General features: G+C 41.7%; 22 protein-coding genes and 1 other annotated feature. Of the genes, 3 read left to right on the plus strand and 19 right to left on the minus strand.

Annotated features, from left to right (window positions below; all coding sequences use genetic code 11):
- Positions 1–31: 31 nt before the first annotated feature.
- The 17 genes from KQI66_RS00895 to KQI66_RS00975 all read right to left on the minus strand — a co-directional run bounded on the left by KQI66_RS00895 (position 32) and on the right by KQI66_RS00975 (position 20,131).
- Entirely contained in the window at positions 32–1,081 is a 1,050-nt protein-coding gene (locus tag KQI66_RS00895; RefSeq protein ID WP_216426825.1) for a hypothetical protein, read from the minus strand.
- A gap of 730 nt (positions 1,082–1,811) precedes the next feature.
- On the minus strand, positions 1,812–2,672 hold the full coding sequence (locus KQI66_RS00900) for a MetQ/NlpA family ABC transporter substrate-binding protein (protein ID WP_216426826.1): 861 nt from the start codon (positions 2,670–2,672) through the stop codon (positions 1,812–1,814).
- A gap of 130 nt (positions 2,673–2,802) precedes the next feature.
- Positions 2,803–3,465 (minus strand): methionine ABC transporter permease, encoded by a 663-nt coding sequence (locus KQI66_RS00905; RefSeq protein WP_216426827.1) that lies wholly within the window; start codon positions 3,463–3,465, stop codon positions 2,803–2,805.
- Between the two features lies 1 nt (position 3,466).
- The gene (locus KQI66_RS00910; RefSeq protein WP_216426828.1) at positions 3,467–4,480 is read right to left on the minus strand and encodes a methionine ABC transporter ATP-binding protein; all 1,014 of its coding nucleotides are present in this window, start codon (positions 4,478–4,480) and stop codon (positions 3,467–3,469) included.
- A gap of 293 nt (positions 4,481–4,773) precedes the next feature.
- Positions 4,774–5,361 carry a nucleotidyltransferase family protein gene (locus KQI66_RS00915; RefSeq protein WP_216426829.1) on the minus strand — a complete coding sequence of 196 codons (588 nt, stop codon included), beginning with the start codon at positions 5,359–5,361 and terminating at the stop codon, positions 4,774–4,776.
- Positions 5,358–6,644: an amidohydrolase family protein gene (locus KQI66_RS00920; RefSeq protein WP_216426830.1), complete on the minus strand. Its 1,287-nt coding sequence runs from the start codon at positions 6,642–6,644 to the stop codon at positions 5,358–5,360. The genes KQI66_RS00915 and KQI66_RS00920 overlap by 4 nt, the downstream gene beginning before the upstream one ends.
- A gap of 16 nt (positions 6,645–6,660) precedes the next feature.
- Positions 6,661–7,929: an amidohydrolase family protein gene (locus KQI66_RS00925; protein ID WP_216426831.1), complete on the minus strand. Its 1,269-nt coding sequence runs from the start codon at positions 7,927–7,929 to the stop codon at positions 6,661–6,663.
- 435 nt (positions 7,930–8,364) lie between these two features.
- Positions 8,365–9,300, minus strand: coding sequence for a nucleoside hydrolase (locus tag KQI66_RS00930; protein ID WP_216426832.1), 936 nt, complete (start codon positions 9,298–9,300; stop codon positions 8,365–8,367).
- Positions 9,300–10,244, minus strand: a complete 945-nt coding sequence (locus KQI66_RS00935) for a nucleoside hydrolase (protein WP_216426833.1) — start codon at positions 10,242–10,244, stop codon at positions 9,300–9,302. Before KQI66_RS00935 ends, KQI66_RS00930 begins: the two co-directional genes overlap by 1 nt.
- 49 nt (positions 10,245–10,293) lie before the next feature.
- The gene (locus KQI66_RS00940) at positions 10,294–11,229 is read right to left on the minus strand and encodes an ABC transporter permease (protein ID WP_253287607.1); all 936 of its coding nucleotides are present in this window, start codon (positions 11,227–11,229) and stop codon (positions 10,294–10,296) included.
- Complete coding sequence (locus tag KQI66_RS00945) at positions 11,229–12,332, minus strand: ABC transporter permease (RefSeq protein WP_216426834.1); 1,104 nt, start codon at positions 12,330–12,332, stop codon at positions 11,229–11,231. The genes KQI66_RS00940 and KQI66_RS00945 overlap by 1 nt, the downstream gene beginning before the upstream one ends.
- Positions 12,325–13,884: an ABC transporter ATP-binding protein gene (locus KQI66_RS00950; RefSeq protein WP_216426835.1), complete on the minus strand. Its 1,560-nt coding sequence runs from the start codon at positions 13,882–13,884 to the stop codon at positions 12,325–12,327. Before KQI66_RS00950 ends, KQI66_RS00945 begins: the two co-directional genes overlap by 8 nt.
- Positions 13,885–14,234: 350 nt before the next feature.
- Positions 14,235–15,365 carry a BMP family ABC transporter substrate-binding protein gene (locus KQI66_RS00955; RefSeq protein ID WP_216426836.1) on the minus strand — a complete coding sequence of 377 codons (1,131 nt, stop codon included), beginning with the start codon at positions 15,363–15,365 and terminating at the stop codon, positions 14,235–14,237.
- A gap of 311 nt (positions 15,366–15,676) precedes the next feature.
- Complete coding sequence (locus tag KQI66_RS11200; protein WP_330654924.1) at positions 15,677–16,990, minus strand: LysM peptidoglycan-binding domain-containing protein; 1,314 nt, start codon at positions 16,988–16,990, stop codon at positions 15,677–15,679.
- Between the two features lie 3 nt (positions 16,991–16,993).
- The gene (gene sigE / locus KQI66_RS00965) at positions 16,994–17,701 is read right to left on the minus strand and encodes an RNA polymerase sporulation sigma factor SigE (protein ID WP_216426983.1); all 708 of its coding nucleotides are present in this window, start codon (positions 17,699–17,701) and stop codon (positions 16,994–16,996) included.
- A 17-nt stretch (positions 17,702–17,718) separates the two neighbouring features.
- Positions 17,719–18,582 carry a sigma-E processing peptidase SpoIIGA gene (locus KQI66_RS00970; protein WP_216426837.1) on the minus strand — a complete coding sequence of 288 codons (864 nt, stop codon included), beginning with the start codon at positions 18,580–18,582 and terminating at the stop codon, positions 17,719–17,721.
- 430 nt (positions 18,583–19,012) lie between these two features.
- Positions 19,013–20,131, minus strand: coding sequence for an aminopeptidase (locus KQI66_RS00975; RefSeq protein WP_216426838.1), 1,119 nt, complete (start codon positions 20,129–20,131; stop codon positions 19,013–19,015).
- 69 nt (positions 20,132–20,200) lie between these two features.
- Positions 20,201–20,435, plus strand: a binding site (T-box leader).
- Between the two features lie 59 nt (positions 20,436–20,494).
- On the opposite strand from KQI66_RS00975, the gene proS reads away from it, so the two are divergent.
- The 3 genes from proS (at position 20,495) to KQI66_RS00990 (ending at position 24,166) form a co-directional block, all read left to right on the plus strand.
- Entirely contained in the window at positions 20,495–21,928 is a 1,434-nt protein-coding gene (proS, locus tag KQI66_RS00980; RefSeq protein ID WP_216426839.1) for a proline--tRNA ligase, read from the plus strand.
- A gap of 316 nt (positions 21,929–22,244) precedes the next feature.
- Entirely contained in the window at positions 22,245–22,787 is a 543-nt protein-coding gene (locus KQI66_RS00985; RefSeq protein ID WP_216426840.1) for a stalk domain-containing protein, read from the plus strand.
- Positions 22,788–22,822: 35 nt separating this feature from the next.
- Positions 22,823–24,166 (plus strand): MATE family efflux transporter, encoded by a 1,344-nt coding sequence (locus tag KQI66_RS00990; protein WP_216426841.1) that lies wholly within the window; start codon positions 22,823–22,825, stop codon positions 24,164–24,166.
- A 153-nt stretch (positions 24,167–24,319) separates the two neighbouring features.
- Here KQI66_RS00990 and KQI66_RS11365 read toward each other — a convergent pair whose 3' ends face one another.
- Both KQI66_RS11365 and KQI66_RS00995 read right to left on the minus strand, forming a co-directional pair.
- Positions 24,320–24,442 carry a hypothetical protein gene (locus tag KQI66_RS11365; RefSeq protein ID WP_256441557.1) on the minus strand — a complete coding sequence of 41 codons (123 nt, stop codon included), beginning with the start codon at positions 24,440–24,442 and terminating at the stop codon, positions 24,320–24,322.
- 33 nt (positions 24,443–24,475) lie between these two features.
- A complete protein-coding gene (locus KQI66_RS00995; protein WP_216426842.1) occupies positions 24,476–25,948 on the minus strand; it encodes a sensor domain-containing diguanylate cyclase in 1,473 nt (490 codons plus the stop codon).
- Positions 25,949–26,704 lie beyond the last annotated feature (756 nt).

A 26,704-nucleotide genomic window follows, 5' to 3' on the forward strand; every position in this document is an offset into this window, starting at 1 on the left:
CGTTGAAACGCCCTCATGTTCTATACTTATTTTATTTATTTCCGATTATTTTTGTTACCTTTTCTTCCGATGATGCAATCTTATCATCTTCTATATACACATTTATTGACTTGATTATTTCGCCTGTGTCATAAACATACTTCGTGAAATAAATCATACTGTCGCCGCCGCCATAGTTCTTCCACTGTGTTTCATAGACATAACGCACGTTGTTCTCTATCTTTTCCTGTGTTCCTATCCACGAAGGATATTCCCAATAGCGTTTTGACACCTCATTGGATACCTCAGCATCAACGTCAACGTATTCCTTTTCGGCATTTTCGGCTATCCTTGCACTTCTGCCTATTTTATTGAGATACGCCTTTGCATAGGTTCTTTCCTGTGATGTCAGATTATTACTATCGCTTTCCGAAATCGACAGCACTCTGTTATAAAGGCTCTGCGGAAACATATCCTTAATCGACTGGACATAGCCACTGCCGTCAGTCGGTACAGAATAGTTCTTAAGCTGATAACCGGAGTCCTTTGAATATCCAAAGGTCATAACCACCGGAATTGTTCCCGAACCGGCAACCTTTACGAATGTATCGTTCTCAAAGCCGTATTCGCCATACATTGTAAGGGCATAAACGACCGTATCTCCGCCAACAGAGCTTGTATCAAGCACTATATGTCCCTCTGTTTGAAGCTCGCCCTCCAAATACGTACCCTCATTGCCTGTAAAAACAGCCTCACCTACAGCCGAATCCAGTTCTGCATCAATATTCTTAGCTGACTGGGAAGCCACACTGTTATTGGCGATTTTAATGCGAAAGCTCTCTGTGCTTGATAAACTGTTTGAGTCCGTAACCTCTATTATTACGCTTTCATCTGAATTATCGCTTTCCGATGCAGTACCTTCATCAATAGCCGAACTTTCTTCCTTTGGTGTGGCTGACGAATCCGAATTATTCGCAATCGCCATTTTTGATGTTTCTTTATCTGCCGTTTCAACCGAATCTGCCGATTTGCCGGCTGAACAGCCGCTCAGCACAAGCGCTGCAAGCATAAATCCAATTGGAATTTTACAAAATTTCTTCATGGCCTAACCACTTCCACTCCTTAATATACAGGTATAAATTTCTTCTTATGTTTATATTATATAATTGTATCAAAATTTATTCAATTACAACTTTCTTAATAAAGGAATATTTTTTATTAAATTCTGCCTATTTTTATTAAGATTTTGTTCAAAATACAGCCGGAAGTGGTGAGTTATACCCATATTTTAACCATTTACCGCTTTATAGCAATAACTACATAAAACATTGTTTTAAATATTAATATATACAATCATAATCATTCCATAAAAACCTCCATCCGGAAATCCGAATGGAGATAAAAGGTGTCGGCAAAGCCGCCACCTAAGTCGAAATTTACAATTTCGACTTATTTAAACAGATGCATGAATAGCTCATTCCATCGGCTAAAGCCTTGAAACTATTGACCATGCAAGATAGCATGGTGGCGAAGCCACTTTCGCTCGCGAAAGTCATGACTAAGCTATTCTCCTCGACGGGAATGAATCCCGTCTATTGACCGCACAAGACAGTGCGGCGGCAAAGCCGCTTTTGCTTTTTCAAAGCAAAAGTCATGACAGTATGGATTAAACTTAGGAAACTCTTCGTTTCCTAATACCTTCCGCCGTACAAAAATAACTTTGTTTAAAATCTAAACCTCCATTCAAATTTTTGAATGGAGGTTTAATAGAGTTTAGATAAATCCTTTTTAAAGGATTTCGGGTTTAAGGGCAGAGCCCTTAATAATCTTTTTTACTGCTCAACGTAAGGAACAACTGCTCCGTCGTATGTGTTTGTGATGTAATCTCTGATTTCATCTGACTCAAGAACCTCAACGAGTGCCTTTATCTTGTCGCTGTCTTCGTTACCTGCTTTAACTGCGATGATGTTAGCATATGTTGTAGCTGCTTCTGAATCAGCCTTTTCAAATGCGATTGAATCCTTTGCTACTGAGAAACCGGCCTGAAGTGCATAGTTACCGTTAAGAACTACGAATGCAACCTCATCTTTAACTCTTGCTACCTGTGCAGCCTCAAGCTCTTCGATCTGTACATTGTGAGGATTTTCAACGATGTCGTCTGTTGTTGCCTCAAGACCTGCGCCTTCCTTTAATGTGATAACGCCGTTGTCCTGAAGAAGAAGAAGTGCTCTTGCTTCGTTTGTTGTATCGTTAGGAACTGCGATTACATCTCCGTCAGCGATTTCATCAAGTGTTGCTTTTGTTCCGGGATAAATTCCGAAAGGCTCGTAGTGGATCTTTGCAACTGAAACAAGATCAGAACCGTTTTCTTCGTTATACCATTCAAGGTAAGGAAGGTGCTGGAAGTAGTTAGCATCGATTTCGCCGCTTTCTACAACAGCATTGGGCTGAATGTAATCATCGAATACTGTTACCTGTAAGTCATAGCCTTTTTCAGCAAGAGCTGCCTTAGCCTGCTCAAGGATTTCTGAATGAGGTGTTTCTGATGCTGCAACTGTAAGAGGCTCAAGCTCGCCTGTTGTCTCTGCGTTTGCATCGTCCTTTGTTTCTGTCTTAGCTGTTGAACCGCAACCAGCTAAAGCTCCTGTTAAAAGTACACCTGTTACTACTGCTGCTAATAATCTTTTTTTCATTTTTGTTTTCCTCCCATAATTAATATAAATTAAATAAAAATGATTTTTCATTATTGCCTTAATAATAAATTTATATTGAATGCATCAGCTCCGCCGGCTGGTGCTGATGCAACAACAAACCGATTAAGTTTTAAACTCTTCGTTTATCCGTTTTTTTCGATACATTAATACCGATTGCCTGAAGTATGTTTACAAGAATGACAAGAAGCACAACCGTAATCCACATCTTTCCCGAATCAAATCTGTAATAACCATATCTTGTTGCAATATCTCCGAGTCCGCCGCCGCCGACGATACCTGCCATTGCCGAATAACCGAGTATTGTTCCGACAGCAAGTGTTGCACCGTCGAGAAGTGATGTTTTTGCCTCAACAAGAAGCACCTTTGTTACTATTGTAAATGTATCCGCTCCCATTGCTCTTGCCGCCTCAACAACGCCGCCGTCAACCTCTCTCAGTGAGTTTTCAACGATACGTGCTATAAACGGTGCGGCACAGACAACGAGCGGTACAAGTGTTGCCTTTGTTCCGTAGCTCTGTCCTACGATTTTCTTTGTATAGGGCATAAGGAGTATAATAAGAATAAGGAAAGGAACGCTTCGGATAAGGTTTACTATTACGTCGAATATTCTGTATATAACCTTGTTTTCCTTAAGTCCGCCTTTTCCCGTAAGCGAAAGAACAATTCCGCAGGGAAGACCGACAACATATCCGAATATTGTGGTAAATATAGTCATATAAAGTGTTGCCAGTGTGCCTTCACCGAGCTTTGCCATAAATTCTGCCGAAATCATGTTATCTTGCCTCCTCTACTATAATGCCCTTTTCCGTAAGATAGTCCTTAAGCTGTCTGCTTAATTCCTCGTCCTTAGGAAGTCCGATTATCATTTCACCTGTAGTTTTGCCGTTTATTTTCTTTGTATCCGCCTGATAGATGCTTACGTCGCAGTTGAATTTCTTTATCATATTGGAAATAACCGGCTCATAGGCTGAATTTTCGGTAAATACGATTCTTACGCAGTTATCATCTTCACTGCTTTCATTGTACCATGTATTCTCACCGCTTTCGAGCATTATAAGCTCTCTTGCCTCTTTTGTCTTAGGTCTTGAGAATACATCGCTTACCTCTCCGTTTTCAACGATGTGTCCCTTTGATATAACGGCAACGTGCGAACAGATTTCTCTGACAACCGCCATCTGGTGAGTAATTATTACTATTGTAATTCCGTATTTTTCATTGATATTTTTAAGAAGCTCAAGTATTGATTTTGTTGTCTGCGGATCGAGTGCGCTTGTTGCCTCGTCACAGAGAAGGATTTTAGGATTTCCTGCCAAGGCTCTGGCAATGGCAACTCTCTGCTGCTGGCCGCCGGAAAGCTGAACCGGATAGGAATTGGCTTTGTCGGCAAGTCCGACTATTTCGAGAAGCTCTGCGGCTCTCTTATGTGCATCCTTTTTGTTCACTCCGTTTATTCTTAAAGGAAAGCTTACATTATCAATTACGTTCTTCTGCTGGAGAAGATTGAAATGCTGGAATATCATTCCTATGCTTTTACGCTCCTCACGGAGCCCCTTTTCTGTAAGTGAGCCAAGCTCCTTTCCGTCGATTACAACCGAACCTTCCGTCGGTACCTCAAGATAATTAATACATCTTACGAGTGTACTTTTTCCGGCGCCGCTCATACCGATTATGCCATATATACTGCCACGGCTTATGTCAAGATTTATGTCTTCAAGTGCTTTAAATTCACCTTTATCTGTAACGAATGTTTTGGATATGTTTTTGAGCTGTATAATATTCTCTGACATATTTTCCTCCTGTTTTTATTTATGCACATACCATTTACTTACAAAAAAACGTCTGCATGGTGTCATGCAGACGTTGTATTTACTCAGCCTTAATCAAAAAGCAGATGTGCAATCCGTCGGAACATAACACGCATCAAAACTAACCATAGACATCATCATGCTACGGCTGCACATCATCATCATAGTGTTGTTGAAGTACAATGTATTCATGTGTGTTATCTCCTTTCTTCAAAAATCAAACCTTATTGTTAGAATAACTTTGTTTACTGTTGCTAATGATACTATCACAAAAATCATTTGTCAACACTTTTTTTAAAATTTTTTAAATCCTCCGGCGTATCTATGTCGTAAAACGGCGTTTCATCATCAAAGAAAACCTGATAAATACGGTCTTTGTGTTTGTTCATAACAACCCGTCCGCCCTGCTCGCCTGAAAGCGAAAGAAAGTCGTTCTTGTACTCCGACGAAAATACAACCGGATTGCGTCTTATTCCGTTCACGTTCGGAACGATTATGCCGCCATACTCATCAAACGCCGACACAAGCCGTTCAATCTCCGAACATGATATAAACGGCATATCGGCAGTAAAAAACATTATGCCGTCACAGTCCTTTGCATACTCCGCACCAAGACGAACCGAGGCAGCCATTCCTTCGGCATTATATGGATTGAATACGGCATCGGCACCCACTTTACAGGCATATCCCATTATTTCATCGTATGCAGTCACCACAATAGCCTCATAAAAGCTATAATTTGCGACAGTATCAACCACATATTGAAACAACGGCTTTCCGTTGAAATCCATTAGCAACTTATTTCCGCCCATTCGCCTGCCGAAGCCTGATGCGGTAATAACCGCAGTTATACGCTTTTTCATCGCTCAATATATTTTCCGTGACTGCCGAGATATTCTCCGCCGTCAACGGCAAGCTTTCCGCCGAGATAGACCTTTTCAATTCTGCCCTTTACCCTTCTGCCGTTATAAAGGCTCTCTTCGTCGGCAATTATTTCCTCGGCTTTATCATCAAAAACAACAATATCCGCATCTGCTCCGACAAGAAGTGTGCCTTTTCTTGGATACATATTGTAAGCCTTAGCCGGATTTGATGTAAATTTATCTATTATTTTATCGCCGAACAACGTATACATATTGCGGAAGGAATATTTGATTCCACCGATACCCATAGGCGTTTCCGATGTATATTTATGCTTTTTCATTTCTGCCTTAAACGGGCAATGGTCTGTGCCTATTGTGCTTATTGAATCTATTGTTTCGTTAAGAAGAAGCCGGTCATTCTCCGGTCTTAATGGAGGCGTCATTGTATAAAGATAGCCGTCCTCCTGTGAATAGACATCGGAGTTAAATATAAAATAATGCGGGCAGCTTTCCATTATAATATCGCCTTTTTTCAACTCCTTTGCGTATTCTCTCGCAACAATGTCTGCTGTTGCTCCGGCACTGACATGGACAATATAAAGATTACCTCCGGTAACTCTTGCCATCTGTGCCAGCTTTATTACCTCGGTTGTTTCGCAGAGAGTATCCCTGCTTTTTTCGTGGTCGGCAATGAGTATTTCCTTGCCATAATCGACAAGGTTATCATTTTCAACATGAATAACTATACGAACATTATACATTTTTGAAAGCTTAAGGAGTTCACGAATATAATCGTCATATGTACGTCTGTCCGTATTGGAATAGGTCGTGAAAAGCTTTATGGAGCTTATTCCGTATTTAAGTCCTTCCTTTATCATATCCTCTGCACAATCGGTCGGATTGGCAAAACAGCCATGAAAGGCATAATCCGAGGCAGAATTTTCCGCAAGTGCCATTCTTTCATCAAATACGGCTTTATAATCGGCCTTTTTCTTTACGGGATCAAGAAAGTCGATATACGTGGTTACACCGCCCATAAGTCCGTTTATTGAGCCGGTATGGAAATCGTCGGTCGATGTGTTTCCGGCAACGGTAAGCGAAAAATGCACATGAGGATCTATAAAGCCGGGAAGAATTTTCTTTCCGCTCACATCAATGTTATCAATACATTCGAGCTTATCGGACGAAATGGCCGCAATCCTTCCGTCTTTAACATAAAGATTGGTATTAATATATCCGCCGTCGAGCCAGACTTTGCCGTTAATTATGCCAAGGTCATACATATGAAAGCCTCCTTTATTAAAAAAGCTGTACACCGTTTACAAATTTATTCTTTATATTATGCTTTGTGCCGAGATAGATAAGGCGTTCAAGGCGTTCCTTAAGTGTGAAATCAACATATGTTGCGATACTTTTATCGTCAAGCACAAGTGCGTCAAACTCATAGCCGTCCTCAAAAGAACCAACCTTGCCGAAGAATTTTCCGCCGCCTTTTGTTGCCATGAAAAATGCGTTTTCGAGATTAAGATAGCCGTATTTTTTATCGATATAACGCCAGTAAATCTTTGAGCACTGTATAGCAAGTGCCATTGCCTTAGGTATGGAAAGTGTTGTTCCTCCGGCGACATCAGAGCCGATTCCGACATTAATGTCCTCGGCAAGCAGACGGCAGACAGGAGAAATACCGGATGCAATATTCATATTGGATTCCGGACAATGTGCGACAAATGCGCCGTTTTCCTTAAGCATTGTGATTTCCTCTTCGGGAAGATGAACGCAGTGAGCCATAATTGTTTTATTATTCATCATGCCGAAATGGCGGTAAGCATCGCCATATGACGTTGACCAAGGGCAAAGCTCGCTCACCCATGCGATTTCGCTGGGATTTTCGGAGAGGTGGGACTGGACGGGCAAATTCTGTTCCTTAATGATTTTACCGAGCTTTTCCATAAGCTCATCGGTACATGACGGTATAAATCTGGGAGTAATGATAGGCTTAGTATTTTTGAATTTCTTTGATTTTTCGAGCCATTCAAGGGTAGCCTCTGCGGATTTTTCGGCGTTTTCCTCACAAAGATATTCCGGTGAGTTTCTATCCATATTTACCTTACCGACCATTGTCTTAAGGCCACTATTTTCCAAAAGCTGCATAAGCTCCAAAGTGCCGTTTACGTGCATAGTGCCAAACATACAGGCTCTTGTTGTAAAGCCGGAACGCATATCGTTGACGAAAAGTGCATAGGCCTTTTTTGCATATTCGGTATCGGCATATTTACTCTCCTCCGGAAAGGCGTGTGCCTCAAGCCATTCCAAAAGCTCACAATCCATACCAACGCTTCGGAAACCGTACTGCGGTGCATGAACATGAAGGTCTGTCATACCCGGAATAATGATACAATCCCTGCGGTCGATAAGCGGAAGGGATTTATATTCATCGGGAAGAACGGCGAACACGCCCTTAGAAATGCCGTCAACACAAACTGCGTAGCTGTTTTCGAATATTTTTAATGTGTCCTTATCCTCGGAGTATATTATATTGCCGTACAATACAAAGCTGTTTTCTATCATAAATAAATGCAATCCTTTCATTGTTTGTATACAAAGAAATTATAGAACTAAAAACAAAAATAGTCAATTAAAACCGTGGACTCTGTCCACACCTGCAAGCCTTAGTATGGTCAGAACTTTGCTTCGCAAAGTGGCTACGCCACCGCATTTATCTTCAGAACTTTGCTTCGCAAAGCGGTCTGCGACCGCCGCATTTATCTTTGCGGTTCATTGGTCAAAGCATTTTGCTACGCAAAACGGTCTGCGACCGCCCCGTTTTCTTCGGGGTGCATACTTTGCGGTTCATAAAAGGCTTGACCTAAATTATAATATGTTAAATTTATACAATATACTTATTCAAGTAAAAAACACCATTCATGCGAATGGTGTTTTAATCAAAATTTAGATCCAACCTTTTTAAAGGTTGGTAGGGTTTGGGACAAAGTCCCAAGGTTTTCACTTCTTCAAATACTCAAGTGTAAGCTCTACGAACTTTTCTCTGTCAACATCAGTTACAACAAAAGCGTTCTCAAAATCGAACTTTCTGTCTGTGTAGTAATCGCTGACTGTTCTGCCGAGTGTTATTTTACCCTTTGTTTCAACTGCAATGCCTGCCATCTTTCCGCTGAATATTTCAGGATGTACAACGGCAAGCATAGGGCATGAATCGTGCATGAACTTGCCCTTATATCCTCTTGTAAGATAGAACTCAAGTGATGAACGGCAAACATCGGCAATAAATTCAGTCGCTCTTGTGCCTATATTGCCTATCTCATCCATTTCCTCCGGTGTAAGATATGCCTTCTCTGTTACATCAAGACCGCACATATAGATAGGAATTCCGCTTTCGAACAGCATCTTAGCCGCTTCAGGATCAACATAAATATTGAACTCAGCCGCAGGTGTAATATTACCGAAGGAAGCCGAGCCACCCATTATATATACCTTTTTGATAAGCTTAGGCAGTTCTTTATATTTTGCAAGTGCAATACCGAGGTCCGTCATAGGTCCGACAGCAACAACAACAAGCTCGCCGTTATGCTTAACAGCCTCATTATATATTGCGTCCCATGCTCTTGTTTTCGGCGGTTCAGGAACGGGAATATCCGAAATTGTATCTGCTTTTCCGCCAAGACCGTCGTTTGCATGGATATATTCTGCCTTTACAAGCGGTCTGAACATAGGCTCTTCCGCACCCTTATATACCGGTGCGTCAATACCGGCAAGCTTTGCAACTCGGCAGGTATTGGGATATGTATGCTCTATGCCGACATTTCCAGCTACCGCACCTAAGCCAACAATCTCTATTTCAGGCATTTTTCCGGCAATGAGTATAGCCGCCGCATCGTCTGTACCTGTGTCACAATCAAAAAATACAGGAATTTTTTCCATTATTCGGACACCTCCCCATAGGTTCTTACCGCATCAATCAAAATCTTTGCAAAGGCATCTCTGTCGAGGTTCCAAAGCACATGAACATTAGGCTTTTTACCTAAAACGCCGTGAACATCGCCGATTGTGGCTCCGTTGCAATACTCGCTGTCGGTTTCTACCTCAACATACATATCCTTAACCTCGAAAATTTCAGGATTAGTCATGGCAACGATTGCAACTGCATCATGAACGGCAGCACCCTTATAGCCATTGAGTGATTTATGATACTGGAAGAAGAAATCAAACCATTCTGCAACTGTTGTTGCAACCTTACTTCCAAGGCCTCTGATAATTTCGAATTCTTCGGGATAAATCTGTGCTTTTTCTGTTACGTCAAGACCTGCCATAGTGATAGGCACTCCTGCTGCAAAAACATAAGCCGCAGCCTCTGGATCAACCTGTATATTGAACTCTGCCGCAGGCGCCCAGTTTCCGTGATGAATACCACCGCCCATAAGATAGATATGGCTTATTTTCTTCTTAAGCTCAGGGTGAGCCATGAAAAGTGCGGCAATATTGGTAAGCGGGCCCGTAGGAACAAGAGTTATAGGCTCGTCGCTTTCCTCGATAATTCTTGCCATAAGCGTTACAGCGTCCTCCGGCACAACATCAAAGGCAGGCTCGGGAAGCTTAGGGCCGTCAAGACCGGACTGACCATGAACATTGGGTGCTACCATAGGCGGTTTAAGGAACGGCTTTACTCTGCCCTTTGCAACCGGAACATTAAGTCCGATAAGTGTACAAATGCGAAGTGCATTATATGTTGTTTTTTCCATTGTCTGGTTACCACAGCATGATGTTACTGCTTTAATATCAAGCATGGGGCTGGCATTAGCCAGCACCCATGCGATAGCATCATCATGTCCGGGATCACCGTCAAGAATAACCGGTATTCTTTTCATTACAGTAACCTCCTAATGATTTATTTATTTATTTAATATTTCGAATAAATTACTGTCCTCTTTTTCTTGCTTTCTTAAGCTGAGTAACAGCATAGATAGCAAGACCAATAACTGTTACGATATACGGAATTGATGCAACAAGGTATGATGAGAAGCCGGGAAGACCTTCCATTTTGTTACCGAGTGCAGACGCAAAACCGAAAAGAAGTGACGAAAGCATTGTTCCGACAGGTTCGCACTGGCCCATAGCCTGTGCAGCCATAGCGATGAAACCACGTCCGGCTGTGATACCTGTGTTCCAGCTCTGTGAATAATACATTGACATAAACGCACCGCCAAGTCCGGCAAGCGCACCTGAAAGCATTATGGCAATATACTGTGTTTTAAGCACGCTTACACCAACCGAGTCAGCCGCATTGGGGTTTTCACCAACGGCACGGATTCTAAGTCCGAGCGGTGTTTTATAAAGAAGAACCCATACAACGGCAACGAGTATAAACGCAATGTATGTAAGAACCGAATGACCCGAGAAAATAGGCCCGATTACCGGAATACTCTTTATTAAAGGAATATTGATTCTCGGTATAAGCATCTGAGGTGTTGTGAGGTTAGCTGTGTTTCCTCTTAAGCCTGTGAACATATAAAGCAGGAATATGGTACCACCAGAACCGGCTATATTTATCGCCGTACCGGCAAGGACGATATTTGTTTTAAGCTTTAATGCAAATACACCGATAATAAGACCGAAAATTGCACCGATAACAAGAGCGCCGATTACGCCCACAAGCCAACTGTTTGTCCAATATGCAAACAATACTCCAAATAATGATGAGAACATCATTATACCTTCAAGACCGATATTAACTACACCTGCTTTTTCGGCAACAACAGAAGCGAGCGCCGCAAAAAGAATTGGTGCTGTAATACGGATAACGGAATAACCAAAGCTTGTTGTGAAAATCATACTTGTCAACTGATTAAGCATTATGCGTTCTCTCCTTTCACATCAGCTTTAGCGCTGATTTCCTGTTTTGCTTCCTTAACGACAAGCTTCTGTCTTGTCTTAGAAAGGAACTGTTCTGCTGCGAAGAACAGGAAGATGATAGCCTGAATAATATCAAGCATTTCGGCAGGAACACCTGCATAGATAGCCATAAGCTCACAGCCTCTGTTAAGATAAGCTATAAACAAGGCCGCAAGAGGAACAAATATCGGGTTATTCTTTGCAAGGATTGCAACCGTAACACCTGTCCAGCCATAGCCGGGAAGCTCAAGCCATCTGAAAGTTGTATAACGTCCGAGACATTCGATAGCACCGCCCATACCGGAAAGAACACCACCGATTATCTGAGAAGCAATAATGATTGTACCGACTTTAAGTCCCGAATACTGAGCGAACTGTCCGTTGATACCGATCATACGGATTGCATAGCCCCAACGTGTACGATACATAAATATTGCAATAATAACTGTCGCAATAAGTGCGATAAAGAAACCATATGTTAATTCAGTACCCTGAACAACTGTGCCAACCTTAGCTGTTTCAAGGAACTCATATGTCTGTGTTGAACCCTTTGTACGGTCTGCAAATGTGTTGTTGAGGAAATGCAGAACAACATAAAGGATAATATAGTTAAGCATAAGTGATGTAACCATTTCACTTGATTTAAGCTTAACCTTAACAAGTGCGGGAATAAGCATTACTGCACCGCCTGCTATTGCTGAAATGATAATAGCAACAGCCGCATGAACACCGGCTGCCATAGGTAAATAAATACCAAGAAGAACAGCGATGAAACCGCCAAGCATTGTAACACCCTCGCCGCCGAGGTTGAACTGGTCAGCCGAGAACATTACGCAAACGGCAAGACCTGTAAAAATAGTAGGAGTTGTACGTCCTAATATTGTAAGAATCGATTTTACGTTAAGCGCACCGTTTGAAATGATGGGCTTAATAAGAAGACATGAAAGCGCCTGAGCCGGATCGTCCGCACAAATAAATATAAATATGAATGCAACGGCAATCGCAATAAGAATTGCAACCAGTCCACGGAAGAATTCAAACCCCTTAAGATTGTTTTTATTCATGGATAACCCTCCTTACTTCTTCATCAGACTGCTGCTTGATACCGAGCATATATTCACCCATGATAGTATCGTTAAGCATTGATGTATCCTCAAAGTATGCGGCAATCTTGCCGTTTACCATAACTATAAGGCTGTCCGAAAGCTCCATAACCTCGTTAAGGTCGGCTGAAACAAGAAGAACGGCTGCACCTTCACGGCTGAGCTCAACAAGCTTCTTTCTGATGAACTCCGTAGCACCGACGTCGATACCTCGTGTAGGCTGATCGGCAATTATAAAGCCGGGGTTACATGAAAATTCACGTGCAACAACAACCTTCTGGATATTACCGCCGGAAAGCATTCCGACCTGCTGGTTTCTTGTTTTGCAAAGAACCTTATAATCCTTTATAAGCTGGTCACTGTCGTCGTGCATAGCCTGGGTATTGAAAAGAGCACCCTTATTGTATTTTTTATTGGCGATACGGTCACTCATGAGGTTTTCCTCGATTGTAGCCGAACCGGCAATACCATAAGTCATACGGTCCTCGGGAATGAGAGAAACGCCCATATCACGGATTTCTCTCTGAGGTCTGCCGATGATACTCTTTCCGTTTACCTCTGCTGTGCCGGAATCCGGAACATTGAGGTTAAAGAGCATATCAACAAGCTCTCTCTGTCCGTTGCCTTCTACGCCGGCAATACCGAGAATTTCGCCCTTTCTGACATCAAAAGAGATGTTATCGAGCATTTTTTTGTTCCACTCATTTGTATATTCAAGATTTCTAACCTTAAGCACTGTATCTGTCGGCTGTGCCTTTTCCTTCTGAACCGTAAGGACAACGTCACGACCAACCATAAGTCTTGAAATTTCCTCTTTTGAAATTCCCGCTGTTTCATGGACACCCATTGATTTTCCGGCACGCATAATAGTAAGACGGTCGGTAATCTGCTTAATTTCATCAAGCTTATGGGAAATGAATATCATTGTATGTCCCTGATTTTTGAGGTGGATAAGCTCTTTGAAAAGCTCATCTGTTTCCTGTGTTGTGAGAACGGCTGTCGGCTCGTCCAAAATAAGTATCTGGGCACCACGCACAAGAGCCTTAAGAATTTCAACCTTCTGCTTCATTCCGACAGGTATATCTCTTACCTTTGCATCCGGATCAACATAAAGATTGTATTTCTTTCCATATTCCTCAGTTATCTGTTTAGCCTTTTTGAAATCAATAAAGCCCTTTGATTTCGGCTCCATACCGAGAACAATATTTTCAGCAACCGTAAGGTTAGGCACAAGCATAAAGTGCTGATGAACCATACCGATTCCCTTTGAAATTGCTACTGTCGGCGATGTAAGATTTACCTTTTCGCCGTTGATGAAAATTTCACCGTCTGTCGGCTGCTCAAGACCAAAGAGCATTTTCATCAAGGTTGACTTACCTGCACCGTTTTCGCCCATAAGAGCATGAATTTCGCCCTTCTTGACATTGAAATCTACGCCCTGGTTGGCTGCAATTCCGTTTGGATAAACTTTAGTTATCCCTTTCATTTGCACAACATATTCGTTGTCTGGCATAGACGAATACCTCCCGTTCTTTTTTAGCGGTGCCTTCCCCTTTAAAAAGCACCGTTATTTACTTTATTGAAAGCCCATTCTTCATGACTGTACCTTCAAATAATCCATTAATAGGCTATTTAAATAAATAAAAAAATTAATGAATTGTTTCAAGCCACAGCCGAGCCCAGGTCTCGGACATTCAACAAAGCATTAAGCGGAACATAATTTCTATACATATATAATAGCACAAAATCGGTTAATGTTTTGTAAAAAAGTTGTAAAGTCGACTCTGTTTTACAAAAAAAGGGGAGCTTTTTTAGCTCCCCTTATTGTTTAAAGAAAACCAATTAGGGTTTATATACTCTTAATTAGGGTTTCATTGAGTCTCTTAATGTAACAACGCCGTTTGTTTCATCACCGATTGCTGTAGGAACGTCGATTTCACCAGCGATAACTGATTCTTCAGCTGCTGTAACTGCATCTTTAACTGCATCGGGTAATGTCTGGAAGTTCTTATCTGTTACGATGCCAACGCCGCCTTCGTTGATACCAAGCTCAACGAATTCGCCCCAATGCTCGTTACCTGCATCAAGTTCATCGAATACCCAGATAAGTGACTGGCCTACGTTCTTAAGACCTGATGTTAATGTAACAGCTGCAAGTTCAGGTGAAAGTGTTGTTTCCTGGTCTGAGTCAACACCGATGAAGTATGCTTTGCCTGATTCCTGGCAAGCTTCAGCAGCACCGTTTCCTGAGTTACCAGCAACGCCCCAGATAACGTCACAATTGTTGTCGTTGATCATAGCCTCTGCAAGCTCTTTGCCTTTTGCAGGGTCGATGTAGTTACCAACGTATCTTGTGTCAACCTTAACTTCGGGGTCAACAGCCTGAGCGCCTGTAAGGAATCCGTAAAGGAAGTCATTGATAACGGGGCTATCAACACCACCAACGAAACCTACAACTTTGCCTTCGTTGATGCCTTCGAATGAAGTATCTGTTGTTAAAGCAGCTGCAAGTGTACCAATGATGAATCCAAGGTCATTCTGTTTGTAGCTGATGTGGAGTACGTTGTCCTGTGCGTAGCTTGTATCATCATAGATGATATATTTCTGATCGGGATAAGCTTCTGCAACAGCCTTAAGGTAATCGGGCATCTGGTATGTACCACAGATGATGATATCATATTCGCCTGAAGCTGAAACTTCTTCAAGGTAGCTCTGCCATTTAGCCTGGTCTTCTGATGAGCCGCCCATTTCGATTGTTGTGTAAGTAATTCTTCCGTCGTCCTGGAGCTGTTTAAGTCCTGCTTCAGCTGAGTCGAAGAATGACTTGTCACCGAGGTTACCGTTTACAAGGTTACATACGTTGTAAACTGTTCCAGTTGTTTCTGTTTTTTCTGTTTTTGTTTCATCCTTAGTTTCTGTCTTGGATGAAGAGCATCCTGCAACCATTGATACAACCAATGCAGAAGCAAGGATTACTGAAAGTAATTTCTTCATGTCTTTTCTCCCTTTCTTTTGTAAACTTTGTTTTATGATACAAAATTTTTAACAGCCGCCCATGTAAAAATACATAAGTGACTATGTGTTTATTGTACAGTAAATGAAATAAATTGTCAATAATTTTAGGCGTATATACAAAAAGGTATCATTTTTGTATAAATTACTTTAAATCTAATGCGTTAGATTAAATTAAATCCGCAATAAACATACATATTGCTCTAATAACGATACATGCCTTTATTAACAATGACTAAACAAATGTATTTGTTTTGTCTATTATGCTATAAAAATTATATTGTGTTATTAATTTAACTATCATTGTTAATATTAAACAGACTGTTGAGTACAAGCCAGTTCTGTGGAAATTGCCTCATTAAGTTCCAATAACCTCCTCCTCTGAGGTTATTTTCGTTAAGTAATTCAAGCTTTTTCCTTATGCTTTCGGCATCCTCGAACCAAACTTCGTGTTCGTTTACAGCGGACACAAGCGGAGAAATATTTGAGGAAAAATAATTGAAATGCGGCGACTGTGCCGTAATATCATATAATATTTCCGCATTGTACGTTTCTGCCGTCTGAACTGCCTGAACATTTGAAATGCTTTCGGCTTTTGTCACTCCGCTTATATAAGGCAAGCTCCAGTCATAGCCGTAATTCGGTATTCCCATAAATATTTTCTCAGCCGGAATTTCCGTAAGGGCATAATCCACCACCATTTTTACATTATTAATAGGTGCAACTGCCATAGGCGGCCCATATGTGTAGCCCCATTCATAGGTCATAAGGAAAACATAGTCCGACGCCTCTCCCAAAAGCCTGTAATTATGCCCTTCGTACAGCAATCCCGTCTGGTCGGCTGATATTTTGGGCGCAAGTGCCGTAAAAAGCACCTTTCCCATGGAGTTTAGCCTTATGCGGAGTCTTCCGAGAAAAGCCGCATACTCCTCTGCATACTGCGGCTCTATGAACTCAATATCAACATCAAGTCCGTAATAGCCCTTTGAATTTAGCACAGCCGAAACTTTTTCAATCAGTCTGTCCTGTGCGGACTTATCGGCCAAAAGCATAGATACGGTTTCACTTGAAAATACGCCATATTTGTTTAGTGACGTAAGCACAAGTATTGGTTTTACTCCATATTCCTTTGCATAGGCTATTATTCTTTCATCGTCAGCCGTTATCAGACCGCCACTCGGTGTTATACCGTAGGAAAATATATTCATATATGTAAGAAAAGGCATCGTCTGTGCAAGAAGATAATCCTCAATATAGGTATAGGCATAGCCGAGAACATCGATATTTCCAAGCTTTCTGCCTGTATATTCGAGAACGAGTGTCTGTCCCGGATATATGAAAAGTCCTGTATTGAGCACCGGATTGTTTCTTCTGAGCGTGAGCACCGGAACTCCTGTCTTTTCCGATATTTTATCAAGCGTATCACCTTCGGCAACGGTATAGGTTTCAAGCGGAAAAAGAATAACTATTGTCTGACCGACCACAAGACTGTCGGGATTTTGCAGCCGGTTGTCCTGTATTATTCTTTCCGCCGAAATACCGTATTCAGCCGATATGGAGTATATTGTTTCGCCTTCGGCAACTCTGTGGATTACTATATTTATCACCTCCTATGACAGCCTGTGGATCTCTTTTTTAAGACGGCTGATTATTTTCTTTTCAAGTCTGGAAATATAGGACTGGGATATACCGAGCATATCGGCGACCTCCTTCTGTGTTTTTTCCTCATTAACGCCTGCCATGCCGAAACGCAGGCTGATTATTTTCCGTTCCCTTTCGGAAAGCCTTGTCATTGCCCTTGCAAGCAGACTTTTATCCACCTCGTCCTCTATTCCCCTGTAAACCGAGTCCGGTTCTGTTCCGAGAATGTCAGACAACAAAAGCTCATTTCCTTCCCAGTCAACATTAAGCGGTTCGTCTATTGATACCTCGGCTCGTATTCGATTGTTTCTTCTTAAATACATGAGAATTTCATTTTCGATACATCTTGACGCATAGGTTGCAAGCTTGATTTTCTTTTCCGGCTTAAAGGTATTTATCGCCTTAATAAGCCCTATTGTGCCTATGGATATTAAATCCTCGATATTTATGCCGGTATTTTCAAACTTTCGTGCTATGTATACCACAAGACGGAGATTTCTTTCGATAAGCACCGACTTTGCATGAAGGTCGTTTTCACCGCCAAGCTCGCCGACCATCAATGCCTCCTCTTCGGCATTCAACGGCGAAGGAAATGTATCACTGCCGCCGATATAATAGATTTCTCCGGTTTTCCAGAGCATATGGCACAGCCAATCCTTAAACCTGAAAAACAGCATTTTAAAAAAATTCAACCTCAAGCCTGTTTCCTCCCATCAAGCGTATCATAATTAATAATGGCTCTGAACAGACCGCCGCTATCCAGTGTTCCGTCATAAACCGCCATAACCGCATTGGGTATTTTTATTCCGTCTGCCTCTGCCATGTCGCACCTTATACCCAAAAGCATACCGTTTTCGTTTCCGAGAGATTTAAAGGGAATGAGCCTTATCCTTGTACAAAGCTCCGTATCGGAAAGCCTTCGGAACAACTCCACTCCGTCACCGTCAAGGGCTATATTCTCCGGCATTATTTTTTCGGCTGTCCTCCTTTCGCATATTATAACTTCGTTTCCGCCGGATATATCCCGCAATGAATTTCCCGTATCGGCAAGTGCACGAACCTCGGCTGTCCTTCCGTTGAGATACAGCTTTACATTATGATAGCTCCTGTTGTCCTTTACCGCCGCAAACACAAACCGCTTTGTCAGCTTAACGCTGATAAATATTGCCACCGCAAGTACGAATAAGGTACATATGCTGAAATGCTCGAAAACGCCTCTGCCGTTATACCGCATGAACATTACCGCCAAAAATCCTCCTGCGGAAACAAACGCCGAAACGCAGACCGCAAGCATAAGCTTGAACAGATGCAGAAAGGAATGCGGTCTGTATGCGGCTATGACGGAAACCACCATCGAGCCTATTGCGGACGGTATCTGCAAAAGCGTGCGGCTGTACAGGAATACAAGCGAAACCACATACAGCAATGCACCGAGTACGCCGCCGAGAAGTATCCGTCGAAAGCGTATGTCCTCTTTCAGGAATATACCTGCCGCCCATATAAGGGCTGTGTCCATGACAAGGTTTATAACAAAAACAAGGTCTATATATATGTACAAATAAAAATCCCCCGAGAGTTATAATAACCCTTCGGAGGATAGAAAAATTGTCAGTTTATGAAAGTAAATTGTTACAATTTTTTACAAGAAAACTTGTAATAAATTTTCGCAAAAGGCTGTGCCTTTAAATCCTAATTTTCACACTCTTCAAGTGTGGGAGTATGTACTTTCCGCCGGGAAATATTGACCGCACAAGACAGTGCGGCGGTTGAAAACCGCTTTTGCATAGCAAAAGTCATGAGTTTGAAAAGCGGCGAGCAGTTTCGACGTGCTCGATCCACATATTACCGCACAAGATGGTGCGGTTGCGTTAGCAACTTTCGCTTGCGAAAGTAATGAATATACGGTGGACTCCCGTCCCCCGTTACCCCCTTGGCTACTCGAAATTTAGCTACAAAAATTCGATTGCCGATTGGCAAAGATCTGTATTTTATCCCAACAGCTCATCTAAAAAATGACCGTTCTTATAGATAACCCTTCCGTCCGCCTTTACTTCGCCGCATTCGGTCATATCGTTTATCATATCCCAATGGATTGCAGAGTCATTCTTTCCGCCGGCTTCGGGAAAGCCTGCACCGAGAGCCATGTGCATTGTGCCGCCTATCTTTTCATCAAACAGTATATTTCTGCTGAAACGGGTTATGCCATAGTTTGTGCCGAAAGCGACCTCGCCGATATGTCTTGAGCCTTCGTCGGTATCTATATAGGTAAGGAGCTTTTCATTCATTGCCTCATCATCACAGGCTGCCTTCATAATTCTGCCGTTCTCGAACTCAAGGCGTACGTGATGGAACTCATTGCCGTTCATAAGTGCCGGATAGCTATATGTTATATAGCCGTTTATTGAGTCCTCAACCGGGGAAGTGAAAATTTCTCCGTCCGGGAAGTTTTCGTTTCCACAGCAGTTAATCCATTTTCTGCCTTCAACAGAAAGCGTAAGATGTGTATCCTTCGAGGTTATTTCAAGCTGCTTTACATTATTGAGCCAGTCTGCCCATTTCTGCTGATATTCCGCCATTTTGAGCCATTCGGCGACCGGATCGTCCTTATCGATAAAACCTGCTTTATATACAAAATCCTCATATTCGTCAAGGCTCATACCGCCATATTGTGCATCGCCGTTTGTCGGGAACTGTGTGCCGCACCAGCGAAGCTCGCCGCTTGCGGAACGGTCATTATATATCTTTCTGTTTTCGGCATTGGCAAGACGGCGGTTTTTGAGCTTTTCTCCGTCTGCCGAGGAAAGCGTGCTTACGTTATCTGTTCCCCATGCACTTATCCATACATCTGCCCTTGCACATTCGCCAAAGCGGTAATTGGGCTGTTCTATCTGCTCCTTTGTGCCGTTTTTAAGAAGAAATTCGTCCATATCGGGCATATCAACGAACCATTTTACGTTTCCGCCGGCAAGCATGGCCTGTTTTGCAACTGCCTTAATGAACGGAATTGCGCAATCTTCGCCCGAAACGCACACATTGTCACCGGGTTTTACTTTTGTTGAATATTTTACGAGAACCTCTGCGAGCTTCTCAAGTCTGTTATCCTTCATAATTAAATACCTCCAAAATCACATTTTAACTTGACATCGGCATACGATATAGCTTATTATAACACTTGTACAAAAACTATGACAGGGATTAGTAAATATTTTTTCGTCTTGCAGAGAGAGAGCATTTGGCTGAAAGCTCTTATTCGGAGGATATTGAACCTGCCCCTTGAGTTCCGCAGAGCAAAAAACTGCGGCGTGCGGTGGTATCTGCGTTAAAGCATCCGTCAGAGAGGAAACGGTCTTTCCGTTTCAATTTGGGTGGCACCGCCGGTATATGACGAATTAATTTTGTCCGGTCCCTGTTTTATGGGATTCGGGCTTATTTTTTTGCAATCATCAAATTAATATAAGGAGATTTTTACTATGGCAAAGGACAAAAAACTTGTTGAATCCATCACCGACATGGAACAGGATTTTCCCCAGTGGTACACAGACGTTGTTCTCAAGGCTGACCTTGCGAATTACTCAAGCATTAAGGGCTGTATGATAATACGTCCCTACGGCTACGCTATCTGGGAGCTTATCCAGAAAACACTTGACGCAAAATTCAAAGAAACAGGACACGAAAACGTATATATGCCTATGCTTATTCCCGAAAGCCTTCTTCAGAAGGAAAAGGATCACGTTGAAGGCTTCGCTCCCGAGGTTGCATGGGTTACACACGGTGGCGAGACAGAGCTCACAGAGCGTCTTTGCGTGCGTCCCACATCGGAAACACTTTTCTGCGACCACTACAAGGACATTATTCATTCATACCGTGACCTTCCCAAGCTTTACAACCAGTGGTGCTCGGTTATGCGTTGGGAAAAGACAACACGTCCCTTCTTAAGAACAATGGAATTCCTCTGGCAGGAGGGCCACACTGCTCACGCAACACAGGAGGAATCAGAGGCAGAAACAGTAAAAATGCTTAATGTATACGCTGATTTCTGTGAGAAATATCTTGCTATCCCCGTTGTTAAGGGACAGAAAACAGAGAAGGAACGTTTCGCAGGAGCAAAGGCTACATACACAATCGAAAGCCTTATGCACGACGGAAAAGCTTTACAGTCAGGTACATCACACAACTTTGGTGACGGCTTTGCCAAAGCTTTTGGTATTCAGTATACAGACAAGGACAACAAACTCCAGTATGTACACCAGACATCATGGGGTATGACAACAAGAATCATCGGTGCCGTAATAATGGTTCACGGTGACAACAGCGGTCTTGTACTCCCCCCTGCCATTGCACCTGTCCAAGTTATCATCGTACCTATCGCAATGCAGAAAGGCGGAGTTGTTGAAAAAGCAAACGAGCTTAAAGACAGACTTTCAAACTTCCGTGTTAAGGTTGACGACAGCGACAAGTCACCCGGCTGGAAGTTCAGCGAATACGAAATGAAGGGTGTTCCTATCCGTCTTGAGGTAGGCCCCAAGGATATTGAAAAGAACCAGGTTGTTCTTGCAAGACGTGACTCAGGCGAAAAGATTATTGTATCAATGGACAACCTTGAGGAAGAGGTTGCAAAGCTTCTTGAGGACATTCAGCATTCAATGCTCGAAAACGCAAGAGCAAGACGTGACTCAAAGACATATGTTGCAAAGAACATGGATGAGTTTGAAAAGATAATCAACGAAACTCCCGGCTTCATAAAGGCTATGTGGTGCGGAGATCAGGCTTGCGAGGACAAGATAAAGGAAATGACAGGCGCAACATCTCGTTGTATACCTTTCGAGCAGGAAGAGATTTCTGACACATGCGTATGCTGCGGAAAGAAAGCAAAGCATATGGTTTATTGGGGAAGAGCATATTAATTATTAAGTTGGGAACTATTTTCATGACTTTTGCTTTGCAAAAGTGGCTTTGCCACCGTGCCATCTTTCACGGTCAATAGTTCCCAACTTGGTTTAAACAGAGGCATGAACGTTTCATTCCATCGGATTTTAAAAAATCCTCGAAACTCTCCGTTCTCCTCGACAGGAGTGAATCCTGTCTGCGGATTTAACTTAGGGAACTCTTCGTTCCCTAATACCTTCCGCTTAATTATAAATCATATTTTTATATCTTTATCTTAATACAGTAAAAACGACTCCATTCTTTTGAATGGAGTTTTCTAAAAGGAGCATTTTTATGAAAAAATCAATTATATTTACAACTGCATTAATTACAGCCATGAGCATCGGAACAAGTGCCTTTGCGGCTGACGGAGCATACACACTTAAGGTATCGGACAAAGCCATTGATTTATCTGCCATTCCAACTGTGCCATACAAAGAAGGTTCAGACATAATGGTTCCTCTGCGTGCAGTCAGCGAAGGCTTAGGCTACACAGTCGGCTGGGACGAAAGCACCGGCGACATAACCATTGAGGATGCATACATTCAGAAGGCTTATTTACACAACGGTTCTGCCGAGGTAAAATTTGACGGAAAGCTTAAAATAATAGATATGTCAAGAACAGTTACCAATTCACAGGAAACTGTAATCATTGACGGCTATACATATGTTCCCTGCTATTTATTTACCGAATTTCTTAACGACGTTACAATTGAAGGAACAGAAATAAGTATTTCTCCGAGCAAGGTTTACATTGACAGAGCAAACGGCAATACAGAAACAGTGGAAAACACAGAAACAATCATTGAAAAAAGCAAAAATGTGGCTGAAAGCTGATTTAATAAAGCAACAAAAGAAAGGACACAAACTATATGACACAATCCAATGACTTCACAAGCGGAAATTTACTTTCCAAACTGCTTAAATTTATGTTGCCTGTTCTCGGTGCATTGATTTTACAGGCAATGTACGGTGCTGTTGACCTTCTGGTTGTTGGGCGTTTCGGTTCATCTGCCGGAATATCCGCCGTATCGACGGGCAGCAGCTTAATCAACCTTGTTACCTTCGTTATAACGAGCCTTACCACCGGCGTTACCGTACTCATCAGCCGGTACATAGGCGAAGGAAACACAAAATATTTAGGCAAAACAATCGGCGGTGCAATAGCGTTTTTCACTGTGCTTGCCGCCATACTTACGGCAATAGTTATTTTCGGTGCGGACACCTTTTCCGCTCTGTTAAACGCACCGGAGGCGGCACATTCGCTTACGGTACAATATTTACGGATATGTGGAGCCGGAATGATATTCGTTGTTGCTTACAACGTAATAAGCGGTATATTCCGAGGCTTAGGCAACTCCCGTCTGCCTCTGCTTTTCGTTCTTATTGCCTGCATAGTGAACATAATCGGCGACCTTATTTTTGTTGCCGTATTCAACATGGACGTATCGGGTGCGGCTATTGCAACAGTGCTTGCACAGGCTGTCAGCGTTGTTCTTTCGCTGGTCATTATACGCCGGCAGAAAAATCTGCCCTTCACGATGACGAAAAAGGACATCGGCTTTAACACTCATGTAAAAATATTCGTTAAAATCGGCTTTCCGCTGGCATTACAGGAGCTTCTCTGCAACACATCGTTTCTTGTGCTATGCTCGGTAATAAACAATCTGGGACTTGATGCATCATCAGGCTACGGCGTTGCACAGAAAATAGTTGCGTTCGTTATGCTTGTGCCGTCCTCTCTTATGCAGTCCGTTTCTACGGTTGTGGCACAGAATGTAGGTGCGGGAAAGCAGACCAGAGCCAAGCATGCCACCTATTACGGAATGGCGATCGGCTTTATAATAGGAGTTTTTGTTGCTATATTTATTACTCTCAAGGGCGAACTTCCATCAGCAATATTCACCTCCGATACGGCATATATCGCTAAATCTGCCGAATATTTAAAGGGCTTTGCTCCGGAGGCATTCCTTACGAGCATACTTTTCAGCTATATGGGATATTTCAACGGCAACGGCAAAACAGTGTTCACCATGGCACAGTCCATTGCACAGACATTTATAGTACGTATTCCGGTATCGGTATTCATGAGCAGTATACCCGGTGTTACATTGAACAAAATCGGATATGCAGCTCCATCAGCAACGGTGTTCGGAATTATGCTCTGCACGATTTACTATATAAAAATGTGCAAAAAAGAAAAAAAGAAAGTTTAAAAACCGTGGACTTTGTCCACACCTACAAGCCTTTAAAAACGTCAGAACTTTGCTTCGCAAAGTGGTCTTCGACCACCGCATTTATCTTTGCGGTTCATCATTGACCGAAATTTTAAAAAATCACCTAAGGAAAATTTCCTTAGGTGATTAGTTTTATTTGCTATACTTTTCATCTCGATATGCCGCTAACTCAGCTTTATAATCTGTCACAGTTCCTTTTTTGCGTAACTGTTCCAATCTCTTAAACGCTTCATATTTTATATTATTTTCTTTCACAGGCATATCTCCTTTAAATTCGAAATCGCACTTTTATTCACTATAAACCGTATATCCGTTTTTACCGTTTTTCTTGGTTTCATAGAGTGCCTTATCCGCACACTTACTCAGTTCAATATAGCTTTTTCCGTTATTTGGTGCGTATGCAATGCCTACACTTATACTTACTCTTAAATCGGGAAATTCATCTATTTTTATCTGCTGTATGCTTTCGATAAGCTGTTCTGCTTTTCTTTCTGCAATTTCCTTTGAAGCGACATTTTTCATAAGCACACAAAACTCATCTCCGCCTATTCTGCCCTTAATATCGCTGTCACGGAAAACCGAAAGCAGTGATGCTCCGATTGCCGCCAGCACCCTATCACCGGTGGTATGGCCATAGGTATCGTTTACGCTCTTAAAACAATCGACATCAAACATCAAAAATGCCTGAACTCCGCTGATTGTATATGTAGTTTTCAGATATCTGTCTATACTATGCTCAGCAGTGGATTTATTATATATATTGGTAAGCTCATCGATGGATGCAGAACGTATAAGCTCACGCTGTCTTTTCATATTGATATATAAAAGTTGCAAAACGCTCAACCCGACCATAATCGCACAGAAAACAAAGAGATAAGCCTCATACACACCGATAAAGGTATAGTCCTGCTGTGCCGTAGCTATCGGAACAATATAGCATATCATCCAGTTGTCTGTTCCTAAAGGAGTATATGCCAAATATCGGTCATTTTTTCTGTCATCATCTATTCCGAGCTTAACAACGCCGCTTGATTTGTTTTCGAAAGCGGTTTTGACAGTTTCGATTGTATCATTTCCTCTGAAAGTACTATTTTCAAAATAATCAAAGAAGTTGTTGCTTATCGTAATGCCTCTGTAATGTTCGTTTCCGTCATAGGTAACGATATTGCCTTCTTTATTGACAATAATGCTGTAACCGATGCCATCAAACATATCCTCGAAAAGCATATGGCTAAGATTATATATGTCATAAGAGCCACCGAGAACACCGATAATAACATCATCTTTATATATCGGAACGGCAAGTATAACCTTGGTTTCGCCGTCAATCTTACTCAAAATAGGATCGCTGACCGAACTATTTCCTTTCATTGCATCTTGAAAATATTTTCTGGCTGCAACATTGCTGGTTGCACCGTCACTGTAATATGAATTGCCATCTCCGTCAATTATTGCAACACGGTTGAAATTTGTACTGTCAACAACATACGAAATCATATCAAAATTGTCATCAGACAACAGATCATCGGATTCGGCAAGCTTCATTGCAATCGAATCAAGAAACTGAAAATGCAAATTCAATGTATCATTAAGATGTTCACTCTGCCTTGATAAATTGATGAGCAGTATTTTCTCGGAATTAATATCAACCGACTTTTGAACACTTATAAAGAAACCCATTATACCCATAGCAACCGAACACAATAAAAATACGATTACCCTGGCATATTTCCGCAGTTGTATGCTATCACTTTTAATCATAATCCTACCTCCCCCACAGATAGTATTAAACATACAAAACAAAGCTATATACTCGGCAAATTATTTAATAAAATTGTACCATTAAATGTCAATAATTACAATATACAAACATAACAAAACACATTTTGGGTATTTTAAATAAATTTTATATGTACGTCAATGACATACAGTCGTATTACAGATATACGTATTTAGAGCTATTTATAAGCAAGTTGTATTTAAAACTATTTTATTTGTTCTTACCGAAATTCCGAACAAATTATTTGATTTGTTTATTTTTAATAAAATATAGCTAAATAAGTAAATCTGCAAGCAAAATCGGTATTTCGACCGCTGATATGTTTTGAATTAAATAACATATTTTGCTCAAAATCAAAGATTAATCGAGTTATATTTGTTTTATTAAGCAGATATTTATTTAAAAGTATGATTTATTGTAAAACCCTAAGGGCTTTGCTCTTAAACCCACGAACCTTTAAATCGTTCAGAACTTTGCTTCGCAAAGCTGTCTGCGACAGCCGCATCTTTCTTTGCGGTTCATTGGTTCGACCTAAACTTTATAAAAATCATTTTAGCAAATGATTTTTTGGACAATATTGTTTTTAAATTTTGTATCAACTTGAACAGCCGATATTTTCAAAATTGCGTTAAAACCGAGCAGTATTCCTGCGAAGACTTAATGGTCATGACTTTTGCTTTGCAAAAGTTGCTACGCAACCGCACTGTCTTGTGCGGTCAATAATTTTCGTAACTCAA

The sequence above is a fragment of the Anaerotignum sp. MSJ-24 genome (genome assembly GCF_018918145.1).
In the GTDB taxonomy this organism is placed as follows: Bacteria; Bacillota; Clostridia; order Lachnospirales; family Anaerotignaceae; genus Metalachnospira.

Coding starts and splice junctions, on each gene's coding strand:
- KQI66_RS00895 (WP_216426825.1), bottom strand. CDS start 1,081: ATGAAGAAATTTTGTAAAATTCCAATTGGATTTATGCTTGCAGCGCTT.
- KQI66_RS00900 (WP_216426826.1), bottom strand. CDS start 2,672: ATGAAAAAAAGATTATTAGCAGCAGTAGTAACAGGTGTACTTTTAACA.
- KQI66_RS00905 (WP_216426827.1), bottom strand. CDS start 3,465: ATGATTTCGGCAGAATTTATGGCAAAGCTCGGTGAAGGCACACTGGCA.
- KQI66_RS00910 (WP_216426828.1), bottom strand. CDS start 4,480: ATGTCAGAGAATATTATACAGCTCAAAAACATATCCAAAACATTCGTT.
- KQI66_RS00915 (WP_216426829.1), bottom strand. CDS start 5,361: ATGAAAAAGCGTATAACTGCGGTTATTACCGCATCAGGCTTCGGCAGG.
- KQI66_RS00920 (WP_216426830.1), bottom strand. CDS start 6,644: ATGTATGACCTTGGCATAATTAACGGCAAAGTCTGGCTCGACGGCGGA.
- KQI66_RS00925 (WP_216426831.1), bottom strand. CDS start 7,929: ATGATAGAAAACAGCTTTGTATTGTACGGCAATATAATATACTCCGAG.
- KQI66_RS00930 (WP_216426832.1), bottom strand. CDS start 9,300: ATGGAAAAAATTCCTGTATTTTTTGATTGTGACACAGGTACAGACGAT.
- KQI66_RS00935 (WP_216426833.1), bottom strand. CDS start 10,244: ATGAAAAGAATACCGGTTATTCTTGACGGTGATCCCGGACATGATGAT.
- KQI66_RS00940 (WP_253287607.1), bottom strand. CDS start 11,229: ATGCTTAATCAGTTGACAAGTATGATTTTCACAACAAGCTTTGGTTAT.
- KQI66_RS00945 (WP_216426834.1), bottom strand. CDS start 12,332: ATGAATAAAAACAATCTTAAGGGGTTTGAATTCTTCCGTGGACTGGTT.
- KQI66_RS00950 (WP_216426835.1), bottom strand. CDS start 13,884: ATGCCAGACAACGAATATGTTGTGCAAATGAAAGGGATAACTAAAGTT.
- KQI66_RS00955 (WP_216426836.1), bottom strand. CDS start 15,365: ATGAAGAAATTACTTTCAGTAATCCTTGCTTCTGCATTGGTTGTATCA.
- sigE (WP_216426983.1), bottom strand. CDS start 17,701: ATGCTGTTTTTCAGGTTTAAGGATTGGCTGTGCCATATGCTCTGGAAA.
- KQI66_RS00975 (WP_216426838.1), bottom strand. CDS start 20,131: ATGAAGGATAACAGACTTGAGAAGCTCGCAGAGGTTCTCGTAAAATAT.
- proS (WP_216426839.1), top strand. CDS start 20,495: ATGGCAAAGGACAAAAAACTTGTTGAATCCATCACCGACATGGAACAG.
- KQI66_RS00985 (WP_216426840.1), top strand. CDS start 22,245: ATGAAAAAATCAATTATATTTACAACTGCATTAATTACAGCCATGAGC.
- KQI66_RS00990 (WP_216426841.1), top strand. CDS start 22,823: ATGACACAATCCAATGACTTCACAAGCGGAAATTTACTTTCCAAACTG.
- KQI66_RS00995 (WP_216426842.1), bottom strand. CDS start 25,948: ATGATTAAAAGTGATAGCATACAACTGCGGAAATATGCCAGGGTAATC.